The organism is Paraprevotella sp. (assembly GCF_986071375.1).
The window spans coordinates 60,916-83,556 of record NZ_CFQRNQ010000015.1 but is presented as its reverse complement, the minus strand read 5'-3'; the positions used below and the strand labels follow the sequence as shown (position 1 = coordinate 83,556).

Sequence of the window (22,641 nt, the reverse complement as noted above, 5' to 3'; positions counted from 1 at the left end):
AACATTTTGTATATAACATTAGAATTAGTCGGGATAAAGATAGCCTGTTACAGGCAATCAAGATGGGCTTTTTGATTCAATAATTATCATTTTGGCATAAAAATAGGATTTCTTATAGGTTTTGCCGCAAATGAGATAGAAAAAAGGGGAGGTCATAATAAAAAATCCGGTGTCGTGGATGCAAGACACCGGATTTTAATAGAGTGGGAAATGTTTTTTTATTTCGGTTGTTTGCCGATATAGGCCAAGATGCCTCCGTCCACATACAGTACCAAGCCGTTGACGAAGTTGGAAGCATCAGAAGCCAAAAATACGGCCGGACCTTGCAAGTCTTCAGGAGTACCCCAACGGGCTGCGGGGGTCTTGGCCACGATGAAACTGTCAAAAGGATGACGGCTGCCGTCCGGCTGACGTTCACGTAACGGAGCGGTTTGAGGAGTAGCGATGTAGCCCGGACCGATTCCGTTGCATTGGATGTTGTATTCTCCGTATTCCGAGCAAATGTTGCGCGTCAGCATCTTCAAGCCGCCTTTGGCTGCTGCGTAGGCTGATACGGTTTCACGGCCCAGTTCGGACATCATGGAACAGATGTTGATGATTTTGCCGTGCCCTTTCTTGATCATGCCGGGAATGACAGCCTTCGATACGATGAACGGGGCGTTCAGATCCACATCGATGACTTGGCGGAACTCTGCGGCCGACATTTCTGTCATCGGGATGCGCTTGATGATGCCTGCATTGTTGACGAGGATGTCTATCACGCCGACTTCCTTTTCGATACGGGCAACCAAGGCATTGACGGCTGCTTCATCTGTCACGTCGCACACGTAGCCGTGGGCTTCGATACCTTTTTCCTTATATGCGGCCAGTCCTTTGTCCACCAATTCCTGCTTGATGTCGTTGAAAACGATGGTGGCACCGCACTGTGCGAAAGCCGTCGCAATGCCGAACCCGATTCCGTAAGATGCTCCGGTAACCAAAGCAACCTTGCCTTCCAAAGAGAAATTCTGCAAAAAATTCTTTTCCATGTTCTTGTTGATTTAATAATGCGTTTTCCTTTCCGGCAAAGTTAGAAAAAGTAACTGACATACGCACACAATTTGACGAGAATCTTTTTCCTTTTTCTTTTTCCGGTAGGATGTTGGTCTCTATAACCTGTTCTTAAACAGCGTGGCAGCCACTTTCTGATATTGGCACTCCAGTTCCATGAAAGCTTGCAGGTTGCGATAAATCTGGTCGGCTTCCACAAAGTAGTCCGTCACGGACAGTTCGCCGCCTTTTACGCTTTCTTTCAGCAGTTCGAGCGTCTGCGTCATCAGGGGTTGGTCGTACACCGACATGGCTCGTCCCAGTTGCTGAAGTTCGTTGAAGCCGGAATGCAAGGCAGCTTCCGCTTTCAGGCGCGTTTCGTCCGCTTGTAAGCGTGCACCGATGGATTGTGCCTGCGCCATTTTTACTTGTCTGCGGTTGGAGAACAACGGGATGGAGCCTCCTACAAGGAAACCGTGCTCTTTGCTGCCTTCGCCCGTGTTCCGGCGGTACCCGATTTCCAGTTTGGGCAGCCATTTTTGACGGTTGACCGTGAGGGTGCGTTCGGCAGCCCGTGTATCGGCTTCGGCGGCTTTGAGTTCTGCATCGTTGCCGAGTGCTTCATCGCACAAAGCGTCGAAGTCGAGGGGAGACGGGACGATGGGATATTCCCGTCCTTCAAACGTGAGCGGCATGTTGCCGTTCAGAGCCAGCAACGACTGCAAGGCCGTGCGGTGGTCGGTATGGTTTTGCAGGACTTCTGTCTGTATGCTCATGCGCTCCATCTTGATTTTGTTCACCTCGATGACTGTGGCATCACCGGCTCTCAACCGCTCTTCGTACAGGGCCAACAACTCGTCGGCATTTTGCATGCGTTTGTTTAGCAAGTCTCTTTGCCGGTTCAGCCGTATCATGTCCAGGCAAAGGGTCTTGGCTTCGAGCAGCACGTTGCGGCGCAAGGCTTCGGCACGGTAGTCCACGGCTTCTTTCTTGTCGTGTCCGGCACGGTTACGGCTGTTATATACCGTGGGAAAGTCGAATCCTTGTGATACGACCAGTTCGGAACCTGACTGCCCGTTGACTCCTTTGCTAAAGAAAGAGCTGTATTCCACCGTAGGGTCTTCCAGGCCGTTTTCAGCTTCGATGCCTATCTTCTCGGCTTCTCCGTTTTTTTGTTGTGCCTGGATGGATTTGTTATGTTGTGCCACGCTCTGCAGCACTTCGTCCACGCTCTGGGCCTGCAAAGGGAGCAAGCCACAGGCGCAAACGGTTGTGATAAGAATGATTCTTTTCATGACTGTCGTTTTTGTTCAGGAACGGACACTTTTGCGGTTCATCCATTCATATATAATAGGAATAATAAAGGCATTCAGGAAAGTGGAGGTCAGCAGGCCGCCCAATATCACCTTGGCCATCGGACTCTGGATTTCGTTGCCCGGAAGGTCCCCCCGAAGGGCCAACGGAATAAGGGCAAGAGCCGACGAAAGTGCGGTCATCAGGATGGGGTTTAACCGGTCTAGCGACCCGTGCAGGATGCTTTCCCGCAACGACAATCCTTCTTCGCGCAACGTGTTGTAGTGGCTGATAAGCAACATGCCGTTGCGGGTCGCAATGCCGAAAAGGGAAATGAATCCGATGATGGCCGGAATGCTGATTTCCCCGGTGGTCAGCAACAGGGCGAACACACCGCCAATCAGGGCCAGGGGCAGATTGAGCAGGATGACCCCGCTCTGCGCTGCATTACGGAATTGGAAGTAAAGCAACAGGAAGATGACCACGATGCTGATGAACGATGTGAGTAACAACACCCGGCTAGCCGACTCTTCGCTTTCGAACTGGCCGCCGTATTCGATATGGTAACCTTCGGGCAGTTTCACTTTTTCGTCTATCCGGCTGCGGATGTCGTTCACCACGCTGCGCATGTCTCGCCCGCTGGCATTGGCCGAGATGACGATTTTGCGTTTCACGTTTTCGCGGTTGATGGTGTTCGGCCCCATGGACGACCGGATGTCGGCCACATACGACAAGGGGACTTTGTTGCCTTGCGCATCGTCGATCATCAGGTTACGGATACGCTCCATCGTGCTGCGGTTTTCTTCTGCCGAACGGACGATGAGGTTGAACGAACGCCCTTTCTCGTACACTTGCGATACGACTTCTCCTCCCATGTTCACCGTGACAAACTCATTGAATTGCGGTAATGAGATGCCGTATCGGGCTAGCATTTCCCGTTTCGGTTCGATTTTCAGTTCCGGACGTTCGATTTGCTGTTCCACATTCAGGTCGGCCACACCCTCCACGTCGCTGACAGCCGATTTGATTTGGTTGCCGATTTGGTACATTTTGTTCAGGTCGTCACCGAACAGTTTGATGGCGATGCCGGCCTGCGTGCCGCTCAACATGGCATCTATACGATGGCTGATGGGTTGTCCTATCTCGATGTTCGCTCCCGATATGACGGACAGTTTATGTCGCACGTCCTCTAAAACCTCGGTGTGGCTGCGGTCTTCCAGTTCAAACGGAGCCTCTATTTCCGATACGTTCACGCCGAGGGCATGCTCGTCCAGTTCTGCCCGTCCCGTCTTGCGTGCCACGGTCTTGATTTCGGGGATGGAGAGCAACAGTTCTTCGGCTTGCCGTCCGATTTTATCCGATTCCTCCAAGGAGATACCCGGAAGGGAACTGATATTTATGGTAAACGAACCTTCGTTGAACGGCGGCAAGAAGCTGCGTCCCAACGTGAGGAAGCTTCCCAAGGCTGCGACGAAAAGCGTAAGCGTGGTGCCCAGTACGATTTTCTTGTGCGACAAAGCCCAAGACAGTCCGTTCTGGTAATGCTTCTTTAGATATACGGCCAGGAACGCTTCTTTAGGCAGTCCGCCCGTCTTGGCTTTGTGTCCCAACAGGTAGCTGCAAAGTACGGGCGTCAGCGTCAGGGCTACGATGGTGGAGGCGAACAGCGATACGATGAAAGCCACGCCCAACGGCACGAGCATGCGTCCTTCCATACCGCTCAGGAAAAACAGCGGGACGAAGCTGACGATGATGATGAGTGTGGAGTTCAGGATGGGCATACGCACCTCCCGGGAGGCGTTGAATACGACATCGCGTACACGTAACCGTTCGCTTTCCGGCAACATGCGGTTTTCGCGCAGATGTTTCCATACGTTTTCCACGTCCACGATGGCATCGTCCACCAACGAACCGATGGCGATGGCCATACCGCCCAAGCTCATCGTGTTGATGGTCAGCCCCATGTAGTGAAGCACCAAAATGGTGACCAACAGCGAAAGAGGGAGGGTGACCAAAGAGATGACCGTTGTGCGCACGTTGCCCAAGAAGAGGAACAAGACGATGACCACGAAGATGGCGCCTTCGAGCAGCGAATCCTGGACGTTACCGATGGAGCTTTCGATGAAGCGGGATTGGCGGAACACGTCGGTGGACACATGCACGTCGGCCGGAAGGCTCTTTTGCAGGTCTTGCAAGGCTTCTTCCAACTTCCCGGTCAGCTCTATCGTACCCGTGTTCGGTTGCTTGGTCACGGTGAGCAATACGGCGGGCTTGCCTTTTTCGGAGGCCAAACCCAGCTTGGGCTGTTGGCTGCCTGTTTTGACATCGGCAATGTCTTCCAACGTGACCGGCGAGCCTCCTGCGGTCTTGATGACCGCCCGGCCCATTTTCCGCACGTCGTCGGTCGAGACGACTCCGCGTACGATGTATTCGTTGCCGTATTGGTAAATCACTCCGCCGTTGGTGTTGGTATTCATGTTCCGCGTGACTTCCATCACCTCGCCTAGCGTCACTCCGTAGTGTTTCATCCGTTCGGGGTGCAGCAGGATTTGGTATTCCTTGATGTCACCGCCCAATACGGCCACTTGGGCTACGCCTCCGGTGGACATCAGGCGTGGGCGGATGACCCAGTCGGCCAATGTACGTAAGTCGAGCATGGAGGTGCTGTCGGCAGTCAAGCCTACGATAAGCAATTCTCCCAAGATGGAAGACTGTGGTCCTAACGTCGGGTTACCCACGTTGTCGGGCAGGCTTTCTGCCACTGTGGCCAGTTTTTCTGATACGATTTGCCGGGCCAGATAGATATCCGTATCCCAGTCGAATTCCACCCATACGACAGAGAAGCCTGTGGTAGATGAGGAACGTACACGACGTACACTGGTGGCACCGTTGACGGCGGTCTCTATCGGGAAAGTGACCAACTGTTCCACCTCTTCGGCTGCCATGCCTCCGGCTTCTGTCATGACCACAACGGTGGGGGCGTTCAGGTCGGGGAAAACATCCACTTCCGTATGGTAAGCCTGATAGAGGCCTCCTATCATCAACAGGACGGAGGCCATCAATATGAATAAGCGGTTCTGCAGGGAGAACCGTATGATTTTGTTCAGCATAATATATCCTCCAAGACAAGTTTAGTGGGAATGGTTGTGGGCCGGGATGGCATTCGAGGCCGAAGCCAGTTTCACGTGGTAAGCACCTTGTGTGACCACGCGGTCGCCGGGTTTCAGGCCCGAGAGGATTTCTACGCGCAGCCCGTCTTCGGCTCCTGTTTTTACTTCCTGTTTACGGTACACTTCCTTGCCTTCCTGCAAGTAAACGAAGTACAACCCTTGTTCTTCAGTCAGTGCTGAGACGGGCAGGGAAATTACTCCGGTGCGTTCTGCCCCACGGAGGTAGGTTTCCACATAACTTCCTGGCACGATATCGCCCGTGTTGTCGAATTCAAACAGGACAGGGATGTAGAAAGCATTCTCGTCCGAAGCCTTTCCGTAGGACAGGATCCGTCCGTGCAGGTTTTCCAAAGCATAAACCTTGTCATCATACGGGGTCTTGAAGTGGGCCGAAGTGATTTGCTTCAGTGCGCCGTAATAACGTTCCGATACATCGGCACGCAGTTGCAGGCGTCGGTTTTGGGTCAGGGTCATCAATGCTTGTCCGGTGGTCACATAGTCACCTTCTTTCACCGCCACGTTCTTCACATATCCGCCCGTCGGAGCCGTGACGGCTATGCCTTTCCGTGTATGTTGGGGATCCAGGGCCTCGTAACTGATACGTGCGTCTTCGTAGGCCGCTTTCAGGTTTTCAAGGTCTTTGCGCGTCACAATCTGTTTCTCAGCCAGCGGTTTGGCGCGTTCGTATTCTGCCTTGGCGTTTTGGTAAGCGACGTATGCACGTTCCAAAGGATCTCCGCCTTGTATCTTTTCCGAGGACAAATGAAACAATACAGTGCCGCTTCCGATCTGGGCACCGGCGGTCAGCGTCCGTGCGAACCGCACCACGCCGGACGTTCCGGCCACTACCGTGGTTTCTTCTCCTTGGGCAGCGAGTATCTGGCCGCTGGTCGGGATGACTTGCCGGAACGTGTCCCGTTTCACGGTTTCGGTGGCGATGCCTGCCGCTTTGGCTTTCTCGGCTGTCAGGATGATTTCATCCGCATGTTCGTTATGGTTCTCTTTTTCAGCGGTCTTCTCGCTGTCGTGTACATGCTCGTTCTCGTGGTCATGGTTGTGGCAGGCGCTCAGCATGCTTATAGCCAAAGCGCCCATCAAGAAATATATTTTCTTCATAGGAATATTAAAATTTGGGATGAATAAGATGAAAAATGTCTTTGTCTCTGGCTAAGCCAAGGGAGGTGCCCTTAATCCTTTCCCCCCGACGGGCAGGGAAAGGTATAAGTCGGTCCGGTCTGTCTGGTAAGTTCCTTTTGATGTTTGTGGGCCATGAATGACCGGAAAGTCGTATGACGTCCGCAGCAGACATGAAGGACGGGATACGTTTTTCTTATAAGAGACGTGGGAGCCGGACGATGGCATCGTCAGGTGGAAATGCGTGATGCACTCCGAACCGCACGCATGTGTTCCTTTTGCCGGACGGGCGGTTTCCATGTCGTGCCCCAGACAGAGGGCTTCGGCATGATGGTGGTGGGGAAAGACCGAAACGGCCTGCACCAACATGCAGAGCCATAACAAGATGATGGCATGGAGTTGTTTTTTCATCGTTTCGGTGATTCTTGTTTTCGTGGGAGCAAAGATAGGGGAAAAATGCCAAGCACACAACAGTTTGGCATGCAACTTGGTTGCAATTAATATTTCTCTACGGCGAAGAGGTAATGGGGCATGTCGGTACCACGATAGTGTTTCACCATGATTCCCGGTCGGCGGGTCATACCGATACGTTGTGCCACGCGTTGGGAGGCGGTATTGGTGTCGCGTATGATGGCGCACAGCCGGTTGGCCTCCAACTGCCCGAAAGCATACGTTTTGCAAGCCTTGGCGGCTTCCGTGGCGTAGCCCTTGTGCCAATGGTCGCGGCGGAACAGGTATCCCACCTCTATCACTTGTCGTTCCAACCAATATTGCCGTGTCAGTCCGCATTGCCCTATCAGTTCGCCCGAATCTTTCCGGATGGCGGCCCACAATCCGTATCCGTAGGTGTCGTACCGTTGGAGTTGCCTTTCAATCCACGTGCGGATGTCGCAGTCTGCGAACGCTCCGTTATAGGCTTGCATCGTCTGCTCGTCTTGCATGATGAGGCAAATGGCTTTGAAATCTTCGGGCGACATTTCGCGAAGGTACATCCGTTCTGTTTCCAAAATGATTTTGTCCATGGCTTTTTTCGTGTTGGAGTGGTTTTGTCGGGGGCAAAATTATAAGAAAACTGTTGTTCGTGCAAATTTGTTTCTCAGTCGGGGGACGTATGGCGGTTCTGGTGGTGCGTCGCCTTGCGTTGCACATCCATGATGCCGTAGGCGCGGCATATGGTACGCCTTCCACGACCTTGTTTTGTCATTCCTTTTCATTTCACGAAATGTTCTGCGCCAAACCGTAAATCATTTGGCGCAGAACGGAAAATCAATCTCAGGAGATTGAAAAATCATTTGGCGCAGAATGAAAAGTTAAACAGAGGAGCTTTCTAATCGTTTGGCTATCAGATGATGATGAAGGAACGTGAAAATGGCGTGTCTGTTTCATCTGTAAAAGAATAGGTTTGTACTGCGTGGTAGGCTGTTTGTGAGGGGATGTCGGAAGAGGGGACGTGGATGGAAATAGCCATTCTACTATATTGTATTACATGAGATATGGAAGATACAAAAGGAAGACCTCCGGAATTTTAAAATTCCGGAGGTCTTCCTTTTGGTTGGGATACCTGGGTTCGAACCAAGACTAAGACGACCAAAATGTCTTGTGCTACCATTACACCATATCCCAATCCTTATGTCTTTCTCTCGAAAGCGGTGCAAAGATAGCGAGATTTTCGCTATCCTACAAATTTTTCTCTGTTTTTTTATTTGGCGATAAGCAGGAAATAGTTTTTCTTACCACGTTGCACGAGCAGGTATTTGCCGTTGAGCAGGTCGTCGGTTGTTACCATGCGGTCGAAAGCTGTCAGTTTTTCCTTGTTCAGCGAAACGCCGCCGCCTTGTACCATCTTGCGCATCTCGCCCTTGCTGGGGAAGCATTGCGTCATCTCGGCTGTCAGGTCTACGGCTTTGACTCCGGCCGACAGGGCTTCGCGGCTGACTTCGAATTGCGGCACGCCCGCGAACACGTCGAGCAGCGTTTGTTCGTCCAACTTCGTCAGGCTTTCCTTGGTCGCCTTTCCGAACAGGATGTTGCTGGCCTCCACAGCCATGTTGTAGTCTTCTTCGCTGTGTACCATGATGGTGATTTCCTTGGCCAGGCGTTTTTGCAGGATGCGCAGTCCCGGGTCTTCATCGTGTTGGGCGATGAGGCCGTCTATTTCTTCCTTGTCCAGTGTGGTGAAGATGCGGATGTAACGTTTGGCATCGTCGTCGGCCACGTTGAGCCAGAACTGATAGAAGGCATACGGGCTAGTGTAGTCGCGGTTAAGCCAGATGTTGCCTTTTTCGGTCTTGCCGAACTTGGTTCCGTCGGCTTTCGTCACTAACGGGCATACCAAAGCGAACACTTCACCACCGTTGGTGCGGCGTATCAGTTCGGCACCGGTCGTGATGTTGCCCCATTGGTCGCTTCCGCCCAACTGGAGGCGGCAGCCTTTATGTTCGTACAAATATAAGAAGTCGTAACCTTGAAGAAGTTGGTAAGTGAACTCGGTGAACGACAGTCCGTCGCGTGCCTCGCCGTTCAGACGCTTTTGCACGCTGTCTTTGGCCATCATGTAGTTCACGGTGATGTGCTTGCCGACTTCGCGGGCGAAGTCGAGGAACTTGAAGTCCTTCATCCAGTCGTAATTGTTCACTAACTCGGCGTGGTTGGGAGCGTCGCTGTCGAAATCCAGGAACCGGGCTAGTTGCTGTTTGATGCAGGCCACGTTGTGGCGCAACGTTTCTTCGTCGAGCAAGTTGCGTTCCTGGCTTTTACCCGAAGGGTCGCCTATCATTCCGGTGGCACCTCCGATAAGGGCCAACGGTTTGTGCCCGCAACGTTGGAAATGCTTGAGCATCATCACACCACAAAGATGGCCTATGTGCAGGGAGTCCGCCGTGGGGTCGATGCCCAGATAGGCGGTGACCTGTTCTTTTTCAAGTAAATCCTCGGTGCCCGGCATCATGGTGTGGATCATGCCTCTCCATTTCAGTTCTTCTACAAAGTTCATCGTATGAATGTATTTTGTTTAATAAAAATTGAGTCGTACAAAAGTACGACCTTTCAATGAGACTTGCAACTATATTCTTATTTTTTAGACGATGGGCCGGTACGGACGAGGTTTTCCCAACATTGTGCGCGCAGTCCTTCCGGTGTACAAGAGCGCAGTTCGGCAGCTATATGGTATAGTGTGTCTATGGGACGCAGGTCTTCGTCGCTTTCAAAGAAGAGACGGTCGGACGGGCAGAGCGTCAGGCTTTGCGGATGGAAACGGAAACCGAAACTGAGGTAAAAGCCTTTGCTTAACAAGCTTTCGGCCAGTTGGGGCTTTCCTCGGAAACCATGGATGATGCAAGGTAATGTTTCTGGGAAGTCTTTTTTTATGGCCAGTAATTCGTCCCATGCCTTGACGCAGTGGATGATGACGGGAAGTTGACGAGAGACGGCCAGTTCCGCCTGCCGTATGAAAAGTTCACGTTGTAGGGGAAGTGGGGTAGATGCATATTTGTCCAGTCCGGCTTCTCCTATGGATTTACAAGAAGGAGAGGCTGCCAGGCGCTCCAGTTCTTTCAGGGTTTCTTCCGGATGTGTGGGGATATACCAAGGATGGATACCGGCGGAAAAGGTTTGCCCGTATTCGGGCTCTTCGTGTCCGGAAGGAGGCAAGGGGAGGATATAGTTGCGGACAACAGTCTCCGACGGAGAAGCGGCCGGCCGGTGGGCATGGAGGTTCAGATATGTTTCCATAGGCTTACGGGACGGGGTCATAACCGCTTCCTCCCCAGGGATGGCAGCGCAGGATTCGGCGCACGGCCAAGTACATGCCTTTGAAGGGGCCATGCTTGCGGATGGCTTCGATGGCGTATTGCGAACAAGTCGGCGTGAACCTGCACGACGGGGGAGTCATGGGGGAAATCACGCGGCGGTAGAACTGGATGGGAGCAATCAACGCGGCGGATAACCAATGTCGGAAACGGTCATAAGGCAGATGCATTGCCGGGGTGTTCGGCCGGGGATGCCGGAAGTTGTTCGGAAATACGCACCAACAAGCGTTTTACGCAATCGTCCACTTCGGCCGAAGCATACAATCGGTCGGAAAGCCAGAGGAATGCCACGGCCAAGCCTTGCCCGGAGGGCGTGGGTAAGGCGGATGTCAGTATGTGTTTTTGTTTGCGGTAAGCTTCGCGGATTTGCCGTTTCACCCGGTTGCGTTTTACTGCCCTTTTGAAACGCCGTTTCGAGACGGATACCAGTACGGATACAGGAGGAGCCGGGGCCTCTACGGGAACCGGCATGAAGACTACGCGAAGCGGAAAGGCCGACATGGACTTGCTGCCTCCGGCGAACAGGGCGTCTATGACGCGTTTGCTGCATAAGCGCTCCGATTTATGAAATGAAGAGTCCGGTTTCTGTTCCATAAGGTACGGTGTTGTCAGGTAAAGGAAAAAGGGTGCTTTTCCGGCACCCTTTCTTATTTGATGAGCATCAACAGTTGTGCTTCTTCACGAAATCGTCCAATGCAGCCGTGATAGACGGGTATTGCGAAGTGGGAGCTTCCATGTCCAACCGCAGTCCTGCGTCTTTGACGGCTTGGGCTGTGGCCGGTCCGAACGTACCGATGGCGATGTCTTTCTGCTCGAATTTGGGGAAGTTTTTCAGCAAAGCCTGTATGCCCGACGGGCTGAAGAAAATCAACATGTCGTAATCGAACTTCTCGTCGCTCTTGAAATCGTTGCTCACTGTGCGGTACATCACAACTTCCTTATGGATGAGTTTCTTGGCATCCAACAAATTGGTAATTTCGTCATTATGTACATCCGACAATGGAACCAGATATTTCTCTGTCTTGTGTTTCACCATGGCCGGTATCAAGTCGTCCACTTTGCCCGTGGAACCGAAGAATACTTTGCGTTTGCGGTACTGCACATATTTCTGGATGTACAGTGCAATGGTTTCCGTGATGCAGAAATACTTCATGTCTTCGGGTATCGTCACACGTAATTCTTTGCACAGAAGGAAGAAATGGTCTATGGCATTGCGTGAGGTGAATACCACTGCGGTATAATCCAATATAGAGACTTTCTGTTGGCGGAATTCCTTAGCAGACAAACCTTCAATCTTGATAAATGGTCTGAAAACTACTTCCACACCATACTTGGAGGCAATCTCGAAATAAGGAGATTTCTCGGAGGTTGGTTTGGGTTGTGAAACCAGAATCTTCTTTATCATAAGTGTCCAAATATTTTATAATAGTATGTCGTTCGTATATGTAAGTGCTTGCCATAAGCCGCACAAAGGCAGCATTTCAAGGGCACAAAAGTACATAATTAAATGGAAAAAACCATGAATTTTTGGGAAAAATATACAAAAAGTTTTATAAAAGAGTAGAAGTCTGATGAAACCCAACAACAGGCATAAACATAATATCACATCGTGGGTCGGAAGATTGAAAAAGACTGTGATTAGAGCAAGCGGAAAGAGCAGTACTCCTTCGGCCGAAATGAGGAATGAATATGATTTGAGCCAGGTACTTCTGCGTTCTTTGTCAAAAAAGATCCAATTGACAAACGTGTAAAACAGTTGCTTGAATCCTAAGTAAGTCCAACAAATCAAAACATAGATTCCCAATAGGGTATGGGAGGAAACGGGGGACATGAAGAGGTCCCGGGTAGTTTGTGTGTAATCGAAGAAAAAAAGGCTGACGAGCAATCCGCTTTGCATATAAAGGAAAACGGCGTGGCGCATTTCGCGGCCCGTTTCTATCGAGAAAAGTTTCTCCTTGTCCATGCGGTTGAGGAAAAAGTCCTGTAAGCGTTGTTTGATAAACTTTTTGCTGTTGGCGAAGATGGTCATGACTACCAGGAAACAGCAGAGCAGGATGCCCGTGACCCAGTCATCGTGGCGTAACAGGTAGGGTAACGGGTCGGCATCCATGCCGGTTGGGCGGATGTTTGTTTCAGCATGGTAATAGGGCGAGGTGCTGAAAAAGTTTTCATCGTATCGGATGCCTTGTACGGAGAGTGTACTTTTGGCCGACGGTATCTGCCATCCCGGAAGGTTCAGGGTGTCGGGACGTGTCGAACGCACGGTCGGACGTGGAGGCAGCATCGCCTGGATGGCAGAATCCTGTTGGGCCGGTGTGGCATCAGCGGGCAGGCTTTCAATGATTTGTTTCGGGTTGAATTTCTGCCGGAGGGGATACGAAGCGTTCTCGTGTGCCGGAAGAGCCGTTTGAAGTGAGTCTTTCATGTTCAAATGGCGGCAAACTTGCGGATTTCCTTGTCCCAGACAGGAGTGGAGTACAATAAGTCGATGGCTTCTGTAGGAGTGGAAGCCACTTTCCAGATGTCCAAATGGGCCGGACGCATGAAATGCTCTTCGGCGGCTCGGTTGAGCATTTTCAACAAAGGATCATAGAATCCGTTTGTATTCAGTACTACAATGGGGTTCAGATATAGTCCGAGTTGTTTCCACGTAATGATTTCGAGCAATTCTTCCAACGTGCCACATCCGCCCGGCAAGGCAATGACACCGTCTGAAAGGCGGGCCATTGTTTGCTTGCGGGTGTGCATGTCTTCCGTTTCAATCAGTTCCGTAAGCCCGGGGTGTTGCCAACCTTGTTCCACCATGAAACGGGGAATCACGCCGGTCACTTGCCCTCCGGCTTCCAGGCAGGCATCGGCGCAGGCTCTCATAAGCCCGAGGTTTCCGGCACCGTTCACCAGACGGATGCCATGGTGTCCCAAGAGTTCACCCAATTCCCGTGCAGCCTGGAAATAGCAATCGGCTATTTTCGTACTGGAGGCCGAGTATACACACACTGACTGAATCGCGTTCATCTTATAGTCCGAATGTTTCTTTGATTTGAGCAACATAATCCAATTTCTCCCACGTGAAGAGTTCCACTTCGAGGGTCTTGGTAGGCATATAGCGGCTGTGGAACTCCTTGGTCACGGTCTGCGGTTGGCGTCCCATGTGGCCGTAAGCGGCAGTCTCTTCATAAATGGGATTGCGGAGTTTCAGGCGGTCTTCGATGGCTTTCGGCCGCAGGTCGAACAACGCGTCTATCTTTTGCGCAATCTCTCCGTCGCTCAGGCTGACATGGCTGCGTCCGTAAGTATTGACGTAGATGTTCACAGGGCGTGCCACACCGATGGCATAGCTGATTTGCACTAGCATTTCGTCGGCCACTCCGGCTGCCACCATGTTCTTGGCGATGTGGCGTGCGGCGTATGCGGCCGAACGGTCTACTTTGGAGGGATCCTTCCCGGAGAAGGCGCCTCCGCCGTGGGCACCTTTGCCCCCGTAGGTGTCTACTATGATCTTACGGCCGGTCAGTCCGGTATCGCCGTGAGGACCGCCTATCACGAATTTACCGGTGGGGTTCACGTGGTAAGTGATATGTTCGTCAAACAGTCGGAGTATGGCCGGGTCGTGAATCTCGGCAATGACACGCGGCATCAGGATTGTAATGACATCCTGTCGTATCTTGTCCAACATCTTCCGGTCGGCTTCTTCTTGGTTGCCGTCGGTCGGTTGGATAAACTCGTCATGTTGTGTGGAAACCACAACCGTGTCTACGCGAACCGGTTTCCCGTTATCGTCATATTCAATCGTCACTTGGCTTTTGGCATCGGGACGCAAGTACGTCATTTCTTTGCCTTCGCGTCGTATTTCGGCCAATACACGCAGGATTTTGTGGCTGAGGTCGAGGGATAGCGGCATGTAGTTTTCCGTTTCATTGGTGGCATAACCGAACATCATGCCTTGGTCGCCTGCCCCTTGTTCCATTGGGTCTTGGCGTTCCACGCCGCGGTTGATGTCGGCGCTTTGTTCATGGATGGCAGAGAATACGCCGCAACTTTCCGCTTCGAACTTGTATTCCGCTTTGGTATAACCGATACGGCGGATAGTACGGCGGGCTATTTCTTGCAGGTCGACGTAAGCTTCTGATTTTACCTCTCCGGCCACGACAACCTGACCCGTTGTCACCAATGTTTCACATGCGACTTTCGAATTAGGGTCGAAAGCCAATAATTCGTCCAATACAGCGTCGGAAATCTGGTCCGCCACTTTGTCCGGATGTCCTTCGGACACCGATTCGGAAGTAAATAAATAACCCATTTCTACGTAGTTAAATTAAAAAAATAATAATAAGAATGGGGTTTCATTGGGAAGGTATGCGTGCAGTTTCAAAACTGTATTTAGCATTTTTTACCGTGGTTGCAAGCCGCCCAAATCTATCCACATTTGTATTTACGGCTGCAAAGTTAAGGAGAAAAAAGGAGAAAATGGTGTGTCTTCCACATTTATTTAGATTTTTATTAGGTTTGAAACGTGGATTTAATTACTTTTGGACAAAGATGGCAACGTCTTGTAAATTAAAAACATTAACCTCTATATTTTTCATGAAATGAAGGGCAAATCTTTTTTCAAGAGGCTTATTCCCGTTGCATTTTACGCAATGTGTGTGGCCTCTTCCATGGCACAAGTTACATTGAATATCGATGCCGGACAGCGGGGAGCTTCCATCGGTGGTCGCCATTACGGCATCTTTTTCGAGGAAATCAACCATGCCGGCGACGGTGGGCTTTACGCCGAGCTGATTCACAACCGTTCTTTCGAGGACAATGCGTCGAACCCTGACAAATGGTGGCCTGTGGGGAATGCCCGTATGGCCGTGGTTACCGACGGGATGCTGAATGAGGCACAGGGGCACGCGCTCGAATTGGAATTCAAAGGCGCGGGCGACGGTGTGCGTAACGAGGGTTTCTGGGGCATTCATGTGGTGAGCGGGCAGACTTATCGGCTGTCTTTTTGGATAAAAGGAAGTCCTGATTATAAGGGTGTCATTACAGCCGAGTTGCAGACTCAGGGCGGTCGGAGTCTGGGTAGCCGAGAGATGACGGTGGATGTCGGTTCGGGATGGACGAAGCTGACGGCGGAAATCACGGCCACGGGAGAGGCTCGCGACGGTTGGTTCGCCCTGAAGGGTTCCGTGCCCGGCACGGTCGTATTGGACGTGGTAAGTCTTTTCCCGCCTACTTACAAAGGCCGTGACAACGGTTGCCGCATCGACTTGGCGGAAAAACTGGAAGCCATGAAGCCGTCGTTCGTACGTTTTCCCGGCGGTTGTTACGTGGAAGGGCATTATGCCAACGGAAAAACCAACCGTTTTGAGTGGAAAAACACCATCGGCCCTATCGAGGAACGTCCCGGGCACATGAACCAGAATTGGGGATATAGGGTGTCGGACGGTTTCGGATTCCATGAGATGTTGCAGCTCACCGAGGACTTGGGGGCGGAACCTCTGTTCGTGGTCAATATGGGCATGGGGCATGCGTGGGTGGAGGACTATACCCGGATAGACGAATACATCCAAGAGGCTCTCGATGCGATAGAGTATTGCAACGGCGATGCCAAAACTACGAAATGGGGCGCGTTACGGGCCAAGAACGGCCATCCCGAGCCTTTCAATCTCCGTTTATTGGAAATCGGGAACGAGAACTATAATTACAGTTCGGAAAACAATAACGACCAGAGCGACCACTATGCTGAACGTTACGAACAGTTCCGCAAGGCCATTAAGGCCAAGTATCCCGAAGTGACGCTGATTGGTAACGTGGAATCATGGGGCACGGACAATCCCAGTTGGCGTAACCCATATCCGGTGGATGCGGTTGACGAGCACTATTATAGGAATCCCTCATGGTTTGTCAACCAATATAACAAGTATGATTCTTATAGCCGGGCAAGCCACAAGATCTATGTGGGAGAGTATGCTGTGACACAGGACTATGGCGTCAATGGTCATTTGAATGCGGCGTTGGGAGAGGCGGTCTTCATGCAGGGGATGGAAAACAACTCCGATGTTTGCATCATGAACAGCTATGCCCCGATATTCGTCAACGAAAACAATTACAACTGGCGTCCGGACATGATCCGTTTCAACAGTTATACCAGTTACGGTACACCTTCGTACTACGTGCAGCAGCTTTTCCCGAACAATGTAGGAAAACAGAATGTGAAGTGGACGGAGGAAAACAACCAACTGTTGCGCTCCGGGGGCATCGGCCTGAGCACGTGGAGCACGAGTGCCACTTTCGACAACGTGAAAGTCACGGCAGGCGACGGGACGGTGGTCTTCCACGACGATTTCTCGTCCGTAAAACCAGAATGGAAGGCCGACGGAGGCACGTGGACCACTTCGGGCGGCGTGCTGAAACAGACGGATAAGGGCATGCAAGGCAAACTTTATGTCTGCGATGTGCAGCCGGGACAGGACTATACGTATGAGGTGGAAGCCACGAAGACCGGTGGGGCGGAGGGTTTCCTCATCGCCTTTAATTGCGGGGACGGAGACAATTATTGTTGGTGGAACCTCGGCGGATGGGGCAACACCCAACACGGGGTGGAAGTTTGCACCAACGGGTCGAAGACTACGGTGGCTTCCGTGAGTGGGTCTTTGGAAACAGGACATGCCTATCGTATTAAAGTCGAAGTGAACGGCACGCACGTGAAGTGCTATCTGGACGGTGCGCTCCTGCATGATTTCACTTTGCCGGTGAGCCGCAAGATATACGTCTCTTCCAATATCGACGACGAGGCAGGCGTGTTGTACGTGAAGTTGGTCAATCCGTCTTCCACACCGCAAGAGGCTACGGTTAATCTGGCACATGCTTCCACGACCGGCGGTTCGGTGGTGGTGCTGACAAGTGGGAACGGTACGGACGAGAACAGTCTGGAGCACCCGGACAAAGTGGTGCCCCGTGAGCAGGCGTTGGAGGTTTCGGGCAGTAGTTTTACTTATACTGTTCCGGCCTATTCGTTGAGTATCCTTCGTTTGGACGTGAAGGACGTGGAACTTGTTCCAGAAGAAAAACCGGAATTGCCGGAGCCGTTGGTGCGGTATTCCTTCGACGGTGGGCAAGCAGCTGACGATGCTGGGAAGTTCGTTGGGAAGTTGTGTGGAGGTGCTTCCATCGTGACGATGGATGACGGCAACCATGCCCTTTATACTGGTGCTGTTGGTGAGCAAGGTTTTTTTGATTTAGGCGTGGACATGGCACGCCGTACCTTGGCCGGGTTAGATGCCGATTATACCATGTCGGTCGACATCGCCTTGCCCGGCGTAGGAACGTTGGAGGATTATTGTTGGGCATACGCTTTTGCCCATGGGACGGAGCAATACATAGGGTTGGTGAACAGCCCGGGCAACACGGGTTGGTATTACACTATCAAGGACGGGGCGAGCACGGATGCCCCTTCGCACGGAGGGTTGGCTTATGGCGTGTGGCATAATATCGCATACGTGCAGTCGGGCGGCATGGGGCGGCTTTACGTGGATGGTCGTCTGGCCAGTGAGCAGCAAGTAACGCAACGTCCGGACAACGTGGCGGAACGTCTGACGGAAGCCTATATCGGGCGTTCGCCCTTTGCCGCAGATGCCTTGATGGCCGAGGTCTTCTTCGATGATTTCCAGATTTATGACGTGGCTTTGGACGAAGGGCAGGCGAGGGAACTCTATGCCCGGGTGAAAGACCGTGCGGCGGAGTCGCGGGAAGTGGCCATGAGTGTTGGGCGCGAAGGACTGGCACGGTTTATGAAGAAGTTCAACTGTTTGCATGCCACGACGGAATTACCCAACATGATTTCCGACAAAGTAGGCGTGGAATGGCTCTTGTCCGTAGGCCAAGGCTATGAGGATGCCGTTGCTTTAGAGGATGGGAAACTGGTGGTACGCGCCCTGCCGCAAGGGGATGAGGCTGTCCGTGCCGGGGTGTTGTCTGCCAAGTTAAGTTGCGAGGCCGACACGGTGGTAGTGGAGTGTCCGGTGATGTTGGCACCCGATGACAACCGCTATGGTTACTTGTACTGCTTCATGAACGCAGGAAAGGAAATCACCAATTTCGCACTCGGTGCGAAGGAAGATAAAGGCCGTGTGTTCCACGTATTGTTGGACGGGGAAGAAATTTTCGACACGGAACAGGTGGCAGGAATAGAACATGGCACGCGTGACGCCTATATAGGGCGCGCTGAAGCGTCGGACGGCTATTTCATCACGACCACCGACATGAAACAGCACGCTTCCGGCGTGTGGAACAACCACGGCATCAACTTGGTACGTTCCCGGGATTTGATACATTGGGAGGGTACGACGTTCGACTTCAACCGGGGGAAATCCATCTTCTCCGACCCCGATGTCACGACGGGCGTATATGACACCGATGAGGAATATGCCCGTATCAACCGTGTATGGGCACCGCAGTTCATCTGGGACAAGGACTATAACGGGGGAGAAGGTGCCTATTTAGTGTATTATTCCATACTTTCCACGAACGAAGGCGACAACCATGACCGTATTTTCTATTCCTATGCCGACCGGGAGTTCAAGACGCTGACCCAACCCCGTGTCTTTTTCGACCCCGGAATCTCGGTAATCGACGCGGACATCGTGTATAATCCCTACGACAGCCTCTACCACATGTATTACAAGCGTGAAGGGGCTTCGGGTACGGAACGGGGTATTTATGAAGCTACAAGCAAGAAGTTGGTGGGTGGTACTTGGACGGAAGTGATGCACGTGACGAACGAAGGTTCGGAACAGGTGGAAGGTTCCAGTACGGTGCGCCGCATCAATGAAGACATGTACAACCTGTATTATATGCGTTACTCCGGAGGCAATGCCTACAAGTATTGCGAGACCGACCATTTAGGATTGAACGTGACGCATTCCTCCAACGTGGAAGGGACCGGAGCGTTTCAGCACGGTTCCGTCATGACGGTGACGGAAGAAGAATACCGCCTGTTGCAGGCATGGAGCGACGTGCGTTTGTACCTGCCACGTGTGCAGGACGTGAAGGAGGAGAGCGGCAGCCAAGTGTTCGATGCCGCCATCCGGCAAGCCGAAAAAGCGTTGGACCTGACTTCCGTGCCGGAGCTAGCAGTGGCTTTGCCTGCGGCTTATGAAGCCCTGAAAGCGGCGATGGAAACCTATACGGAGGATTTGTGCGCCGGTTGGACGCCCGGAGAGGAAGTAGACCTTACCTGGCTTTTAGTCAATCCCGATTTTTCGGAAGGCAGCAAGGGATGGGAAGGCACGCCTTTTACGGCGGCTTCTTCCGGCGTGGCTGAGTTTTATGACAAGGTTTACGACACTTATCAGGTGTTGGAACGTATGCCGGCCGGTACATACCGTCTTCGCGCCCAAGGCTTTTATCGCTATGGCGACAAGGCGGAAGCCTATAACGCGCATCAGGACGGTTCGGAACAGTTTTTGGCCGGGCTGTATCTCAATAACAGCCGCCAGACGTTCATGTCTTTGTTCGACGGTTCCGCTCCCTACACTTACAATCCCTATACCTATCCCGACGATGTGCGGTCGGCTGACAATGCCTTCAACCGCGACGGGGAATACCGTGCCAATGAAGTGGAATACGAGCTATTGGCGAAAGGGGATTTGCGGGTCGGTCTGGACAAGACTGAGTACAGGTACCACGACTGGAACTGTTTCGACAACTTCAAGTTGCTGTATGTCGGCAAACCGACTGCCATACGTGAAGTGACGGGGTCGGCTGCGGTTCCGGTGGATGTGTACACCGTGAGCGGCGTGAAAGTGCGCAGCGCGGTCATGCCGCATGAAGCCGTGAACGGACTTCCGCGCGGGATTTATATCGTGGGTACGAAGAAATTTGCGATTAAGTGAGCGCAGGCCGAGCTTGCTCGAAGCCTGCCGAGCGTGAGCAAATTATGCAAATTTGCGATTAAGTGAGCGCAGACCGAGCTTGCTCGAAGTTTGCCGAGCGTGAGCAGATTATGCAAAGTCGTGGTGGATTGAGGTACTTCATATTTCTCTTCGTCATTTGTATGTGTATTCTGTCTTTGGATATTTGATATAGGATTCCCTCTTTATGTTGACAAAATGTAAGCTATATGCCGATTTTGGGAGAGATAAAAGTAGCCTGAAAAGTACATTCCGTGTAATTTTCAGGCTCATTTGAATACATATATTCACATTTCGGCCTCGTTTTTCATGTATCTAAAGCATTTTTAGGAATCAGTCTCAGCCGAATGATTTTCCGTTCGGCTGAGAAAACACTTTTTATCTGCGCAGGACTTTTTGTGTTTGTCCGCATGTCGTTGGAAAAATCGGCTTCGGGCGGTACGTAGGTGTGTCCCGATGGCCTGTTTTTCTTTTAAATGGAAGCCCGTTCCTGTCCAAATCCGTGTGGCAAGATGATGGGCCGGGAAGGCTATGGGCTTACGTGGTGTGTAATGGCTTGCGCACGGGATGATGGCTTTGTATGCAGGAAGTAAGCGTAAGGGAGGGAATGAGTGACACGAAGGATTTTGCAAGGCACGCGAGAATCGTGTTTTTTCGTCCGTGTGCGCCATCATGCAAGAAAATGAAATCCTAAGGGTGTTGGATTGGCAAATAGACAGAATGTAAGGACGGACAGGAGAACGGAATGCACTACTTGTCCCCGTGGCCGCGCAGTGCTTTCAGGTTGCGGATGAGGCCCTCGTATTTCGCCCGTTTCACGGCAGAGCCTTTGAAGAGCGTCCGGTAGTGTTCCACGTCCAACCGCATCCAGTCCTCCTCCTCCATTTGCAGCAGTTCGGGACGGGGAGTGAAGGCCGGTTCCGTGGTGGAGATGGCGGAACGCAAATGAGGACAGGCACGCAGGCAACGGTCGCAACCGTAGAAATAAGGATACATCCGGGCAGCAACCTCTTCGGGAATTCCGCCCCGGTTCTCGATGGTCAGGTAGCTCAGGCAGCGGCGGGCATCCAGTCCGCACCCTTCTTCCAAGGCATGCGTGGGGCAGGCTTCGATGCAACAGCGGCAGGTGCCGCAACGGTCGGTGGGGAAAGGCGTATCGTAGGCATCCGCCGGTAGGTTGAGCATCAGTTCGCCGAGGAAGAATGCACTGCCCGCCCGGGGGATGACGAGCTGGGTGTGGCGGCCTATCCACCCCAAGCCGCACCGCCAGGCCCAATAGCGTTCCAGTACCGGTGCCGTGTCGCAGAAGGCACGCCCTTGCAAGGTGCCTTCCGGCGTACTGTGCCGCAGGGCTTCGAGCAGGCCGTTCAGTTTCTGCCGCATGATGTCGTGGTAGTCCTTCCCGTAAGCATACCAGGCGATTTGCAGTTTGTGGTCCGGGATGGACGTGGACGGGAGGTAGTTCAGGGCTACGCTGACCACCGTCCGGCATCCTTCCACGAGGAGGCGGGGGTCAAGCCGTTTGGCTTCATGCCCTTCCATGTAAGCCATACCGGCCTGCCGTCCTTCGCCGAGCCAACGTTTGAAGAAGGACGCTTGTCTTTCTGCCACGGCTTCCGCCGGGGCCAGTCCGCAAGCAGAAAAGCCGAGGCTAGCGGCCTCGGCTTTTATTTGAGTGGCAGAGAGTATGTTTTTTGTCATTCTATCACTTTGAAAACATATCCTTGGTCTTTCAGCCATTGCAGGGATTCGGGCAAAGCCGTTTGCAGCTTGTCGATACTTTTCAGCGAGTCGTGGAACGTGATGATGGAACCGTTGCGTGCGTAGCGTTTCACGTTGTTCACCACGTCCTCCGCCGTCACCCTTTTGCTGTAGTCACGCGTCACCAAGTCCCACATGATGATGCGGTAGTGCTTGCGTAGCAGTTTGAATTGCAGCAACCGCATCCACCCGTGTGGAGGGCGGAAGAGGTTGGTATGCAGCAGGCGGTTGGCTTTGTCTGCATTTTCCAGATATTCTTTGCATGAATGCCGGAAGCCGCCGATGTGGTTGAACGTATGGTTGCCGACGCGGTGCCCGCGTTCGACGACCATGCGGTAGATGTCGGGATGCTTGCGCACGTTGTCTCCCACCATGAAGAAAGTGGCCTTGATACCAAACCTGTCCAATGTGTCTAACACAAACGGGGTGGCTTCAGGTATCGGTCCGTCATCGAATGTCAGATAGACTACTTTCTTCTTGCGGCTCATCCGCCATATCGCGGTCGGATATAGCCACCGGAGGAATACTGCGGGTTGTTCTATGAACATG

At 52.3% G+C, this 22,641-nt stretch carries 18 protein-coding genes and 1 tRNA gene; 1 reads left to right on the top strand and 18 read right to left on the bottom strand.

Translation table 11 applies throughout. The features are described from left to right. Positions 1–218: 218 nt before the first annotated feature. The 16 genes from AC5RDV_RS09465 to metK all read right to left on the bottom strand — a co-directional run bounded on the left by AC5RDV_RS09465 (position 219) and on the right by metK (position 14,732). On the bottom strand, positions 219–1,013 hold the full coding sequence (locus tag AC5RDV_RS09465; protein WP_039864973.1) for a gluconate 5-dehydrogenase: 795 nt from the start codon (positions 1,011–1,013) through the stop codon (positions 219–221). 135 nt (positions 1,014–1,148) lie between these two features. Then, positions 1,149–2,324, bottom strand: coding sequence for a TolC family protein (locus tag AC5RDV_RS09460; RefSeq protein ID WP_130893760.1), 1,176 nt, complete (start codon positions 2,322–2,324; stop codon positions 1,149–1,151). 15 nt (positions 2,325–2,339) lie between these two features. Continuing rightward, a complete protein-coding gene (locus AC5RDV_RS09455; protein WP_282746921.1) occupies positions 2,340–5,432 on the bottom strand; it encodes an efflux RND transporter permease subunit in 3,093 nt (1,030 codons plus the stop codon). Between the two features lie 21 nt (positions 5,433–5,453). After that, the gene (locus AC5RDV_RS09450; protein ID WP_282746920.1) at positions 5,454–6,608 is read right to left on the bottom strand and encodes an efflux RND transporter periplasmic adaptor subunit; all 1,155 of its coding nucleotides are present in this window, start codon (positions 6,606–6,608) and stop codon (positions 5,454–5,456) included. 51 nt (positions 6,609–6,659) lie between these two features. Further along, entirely contained in the window at positions 6,660–7,037 is a 378-nt protein-coding gene (locus AC5RDV_RS09445) for a DUF6769 family protein (RefSeq protein ID WP_253271078.1), read from the bottom strand. A gap of 86 nt (positions 7,038–7,123) precedes the next feature. Then, positions 7,124–7,648: a GNAT family N-acetyltransferase gene (locus tag AC5RDV_RS09440; protein ID WP_008627896.1), complete on the bottom strand. Its 525-nt coding sequence runs from the start codon at positions 7,646–7,648 to the stop codon at positions 7,124–7,126. Positions 7,649–7,968: 320 nt separating this feature from the next. Next, the gene (locus tag AC5RDV_RS09435) at positions 7,969–8,094 is read right to left on the bottom strand and encodes a hypothetical protein (RefSeq protein ID WP_282746915.1); all 126 of its coding nucleotides are present in this window, start codon (positions 8,092–8,094) and stop codon (positions 7,969–7,971) included. An 81-nt stretch (positions 8,095–8,175) separates the two neighbouring features. Then, a tRNA-Gln gene (locus AC5RDV_RS09430) sits at positions 8,176–8,249 on the bottom strand. A gap of 76 nt (positions 8,250–8,325) precedes the next feature. Next, on the bottom strand, positions 8,326–9,618 hold the full coding sequence (tyrS, locus tag AC5RDV_RS09425) for a tyrosine--tRNA ligase (RefSeq protein ID WP_282746913.1): 1,293 nt from the start codon (positions 9,616–9,618) through the stop codon (positions 8,326–8,328). A gap of 77 nt (positions 9,619–9,695) precedes the next feature. After that, a complete protein-coding gene (locus tag AC5RDV_RS09420) occupies positions 9,696–10,355 on the bottom strand; it encodes a TatD family hydrolase (RefSeq protein WP_282746910.1) in 660 nt (219 codons plus the stop codon). 4 nt (positions 10,356–10,359) lie between these two features. Then, on the bottom strand, positions 10,360–10,602 hold the full coding sequence (yidD, locus tag AC5RDV_RS09415) for a membrane protein insertion efficiency factor YidD (RefSeq protein ID WP_008627887.1): 243 nt from the start codon (positions 10,600–10,602) through the stop codon (positions 10,360–10,362). Next, a complete protein-coding gene (rnpA, locus tag AC5RDV_RS09410; protein WP_008627885.1) occupies positions 10,586–11,026 on the bottom strand; it encodes a ribonuclease P protein component in 441 nt (146 codons plus the stop codon). Before rnpA ends, yidD begins: the two co-directional genes overlap by 17 nt. A gap of 67 nt (positions 11,027–11,093) precedes the next feature. Then, on the bottom strand, positions 11,094–11,837 hold the full coding sequence (locus AC5RDV_RS09405) for a uroporphyrinogen-III synthase (RefSeq protein ID WP_008627883.1): 744 nt from the start codon (positions 11,835–11,837) through the stop codon (positions 11,094–11,096). Positions 11,838–11,852: 15 nt separating this feature from the next. After that, positions 11,853–12,857: a DUF4271 domain-containing protein gene (locus AC5RDV_RS09400; protein WP_008627882.1), complete on the bottom strand. Its 1,005-nt coding sequence runs from the start codon at positions 12,855–12,857 to the stop codon at positions 11,853–11,855. A gap of 2 nt (positions 12,858–12,859) precedes the next feature. Beyond that, a complete protein-coding gene (locus AC5RDV_RS09395; protein WP_282746907.1) occupies positions 12,860–13,447 on the bottom strand; it encodes an LOG family protein in 588 nt (195 codons plus the stop codon). Between the two features lies 1 nt (position 13,448). Beyond that, positions 13,449–14,732 (bottom strand): methionine adenosyltransferase, encoded by a 1,284-nt coding sequence (metK, locus tag AC5RDV_RS09390; protein ID WP_008627873.1) that lies wholly within the window; start codon positions 14,730–14,732, stop codon positions 13,449–13,451. A gap of 358 nt (positions 14,733–15,090) precedes the next feature. On the opposite strand from metK, the gene AC5RDV_RS09385 reads away from it, so the two are divergent. Then, complete coding sequence (locus AC5RDV_RS09385) at positions 15,091–20,313, top strand: alpha-L-arabinofuranosidase family protein (protein ID WP_282746906.1); 5,223 nt, start codon at positions 15,091–15,093, stop codon at positions 20,311–20,313. 768 nt (positions 20,314–21,081) lie between these two features. Here AC5RDV_RS09385 and queG read toward each other — a convergent pair. Further along, positions 21,082–22,032 (bottom strand): tRNA epoxyqueuosine(34) reductase QueG, encoded by a 951-nt coding sequence (gene queG / locus AC5RDV_RS09380; protein WP_282746905.1) that lies wholly within the window; start codon positions 22,030–22,032, stop codon positions 21,082–21,084. Continuing rightward, a complete protein-coding gene (locus AC5RDV_RS09375; protein WP_130893753.1) occupies positions 22,029–22,640 on the bottom strand; it encodes a polysaccharide deacetylase family protein in 612 nt (203 codons plus the stop codon). The genes queG and AC5RDV_RS09375 overlap by 4 nt, the downstream gene beginning before the upstream one ends. Position 22,641 lies beyond the last annotated feature (1 nt).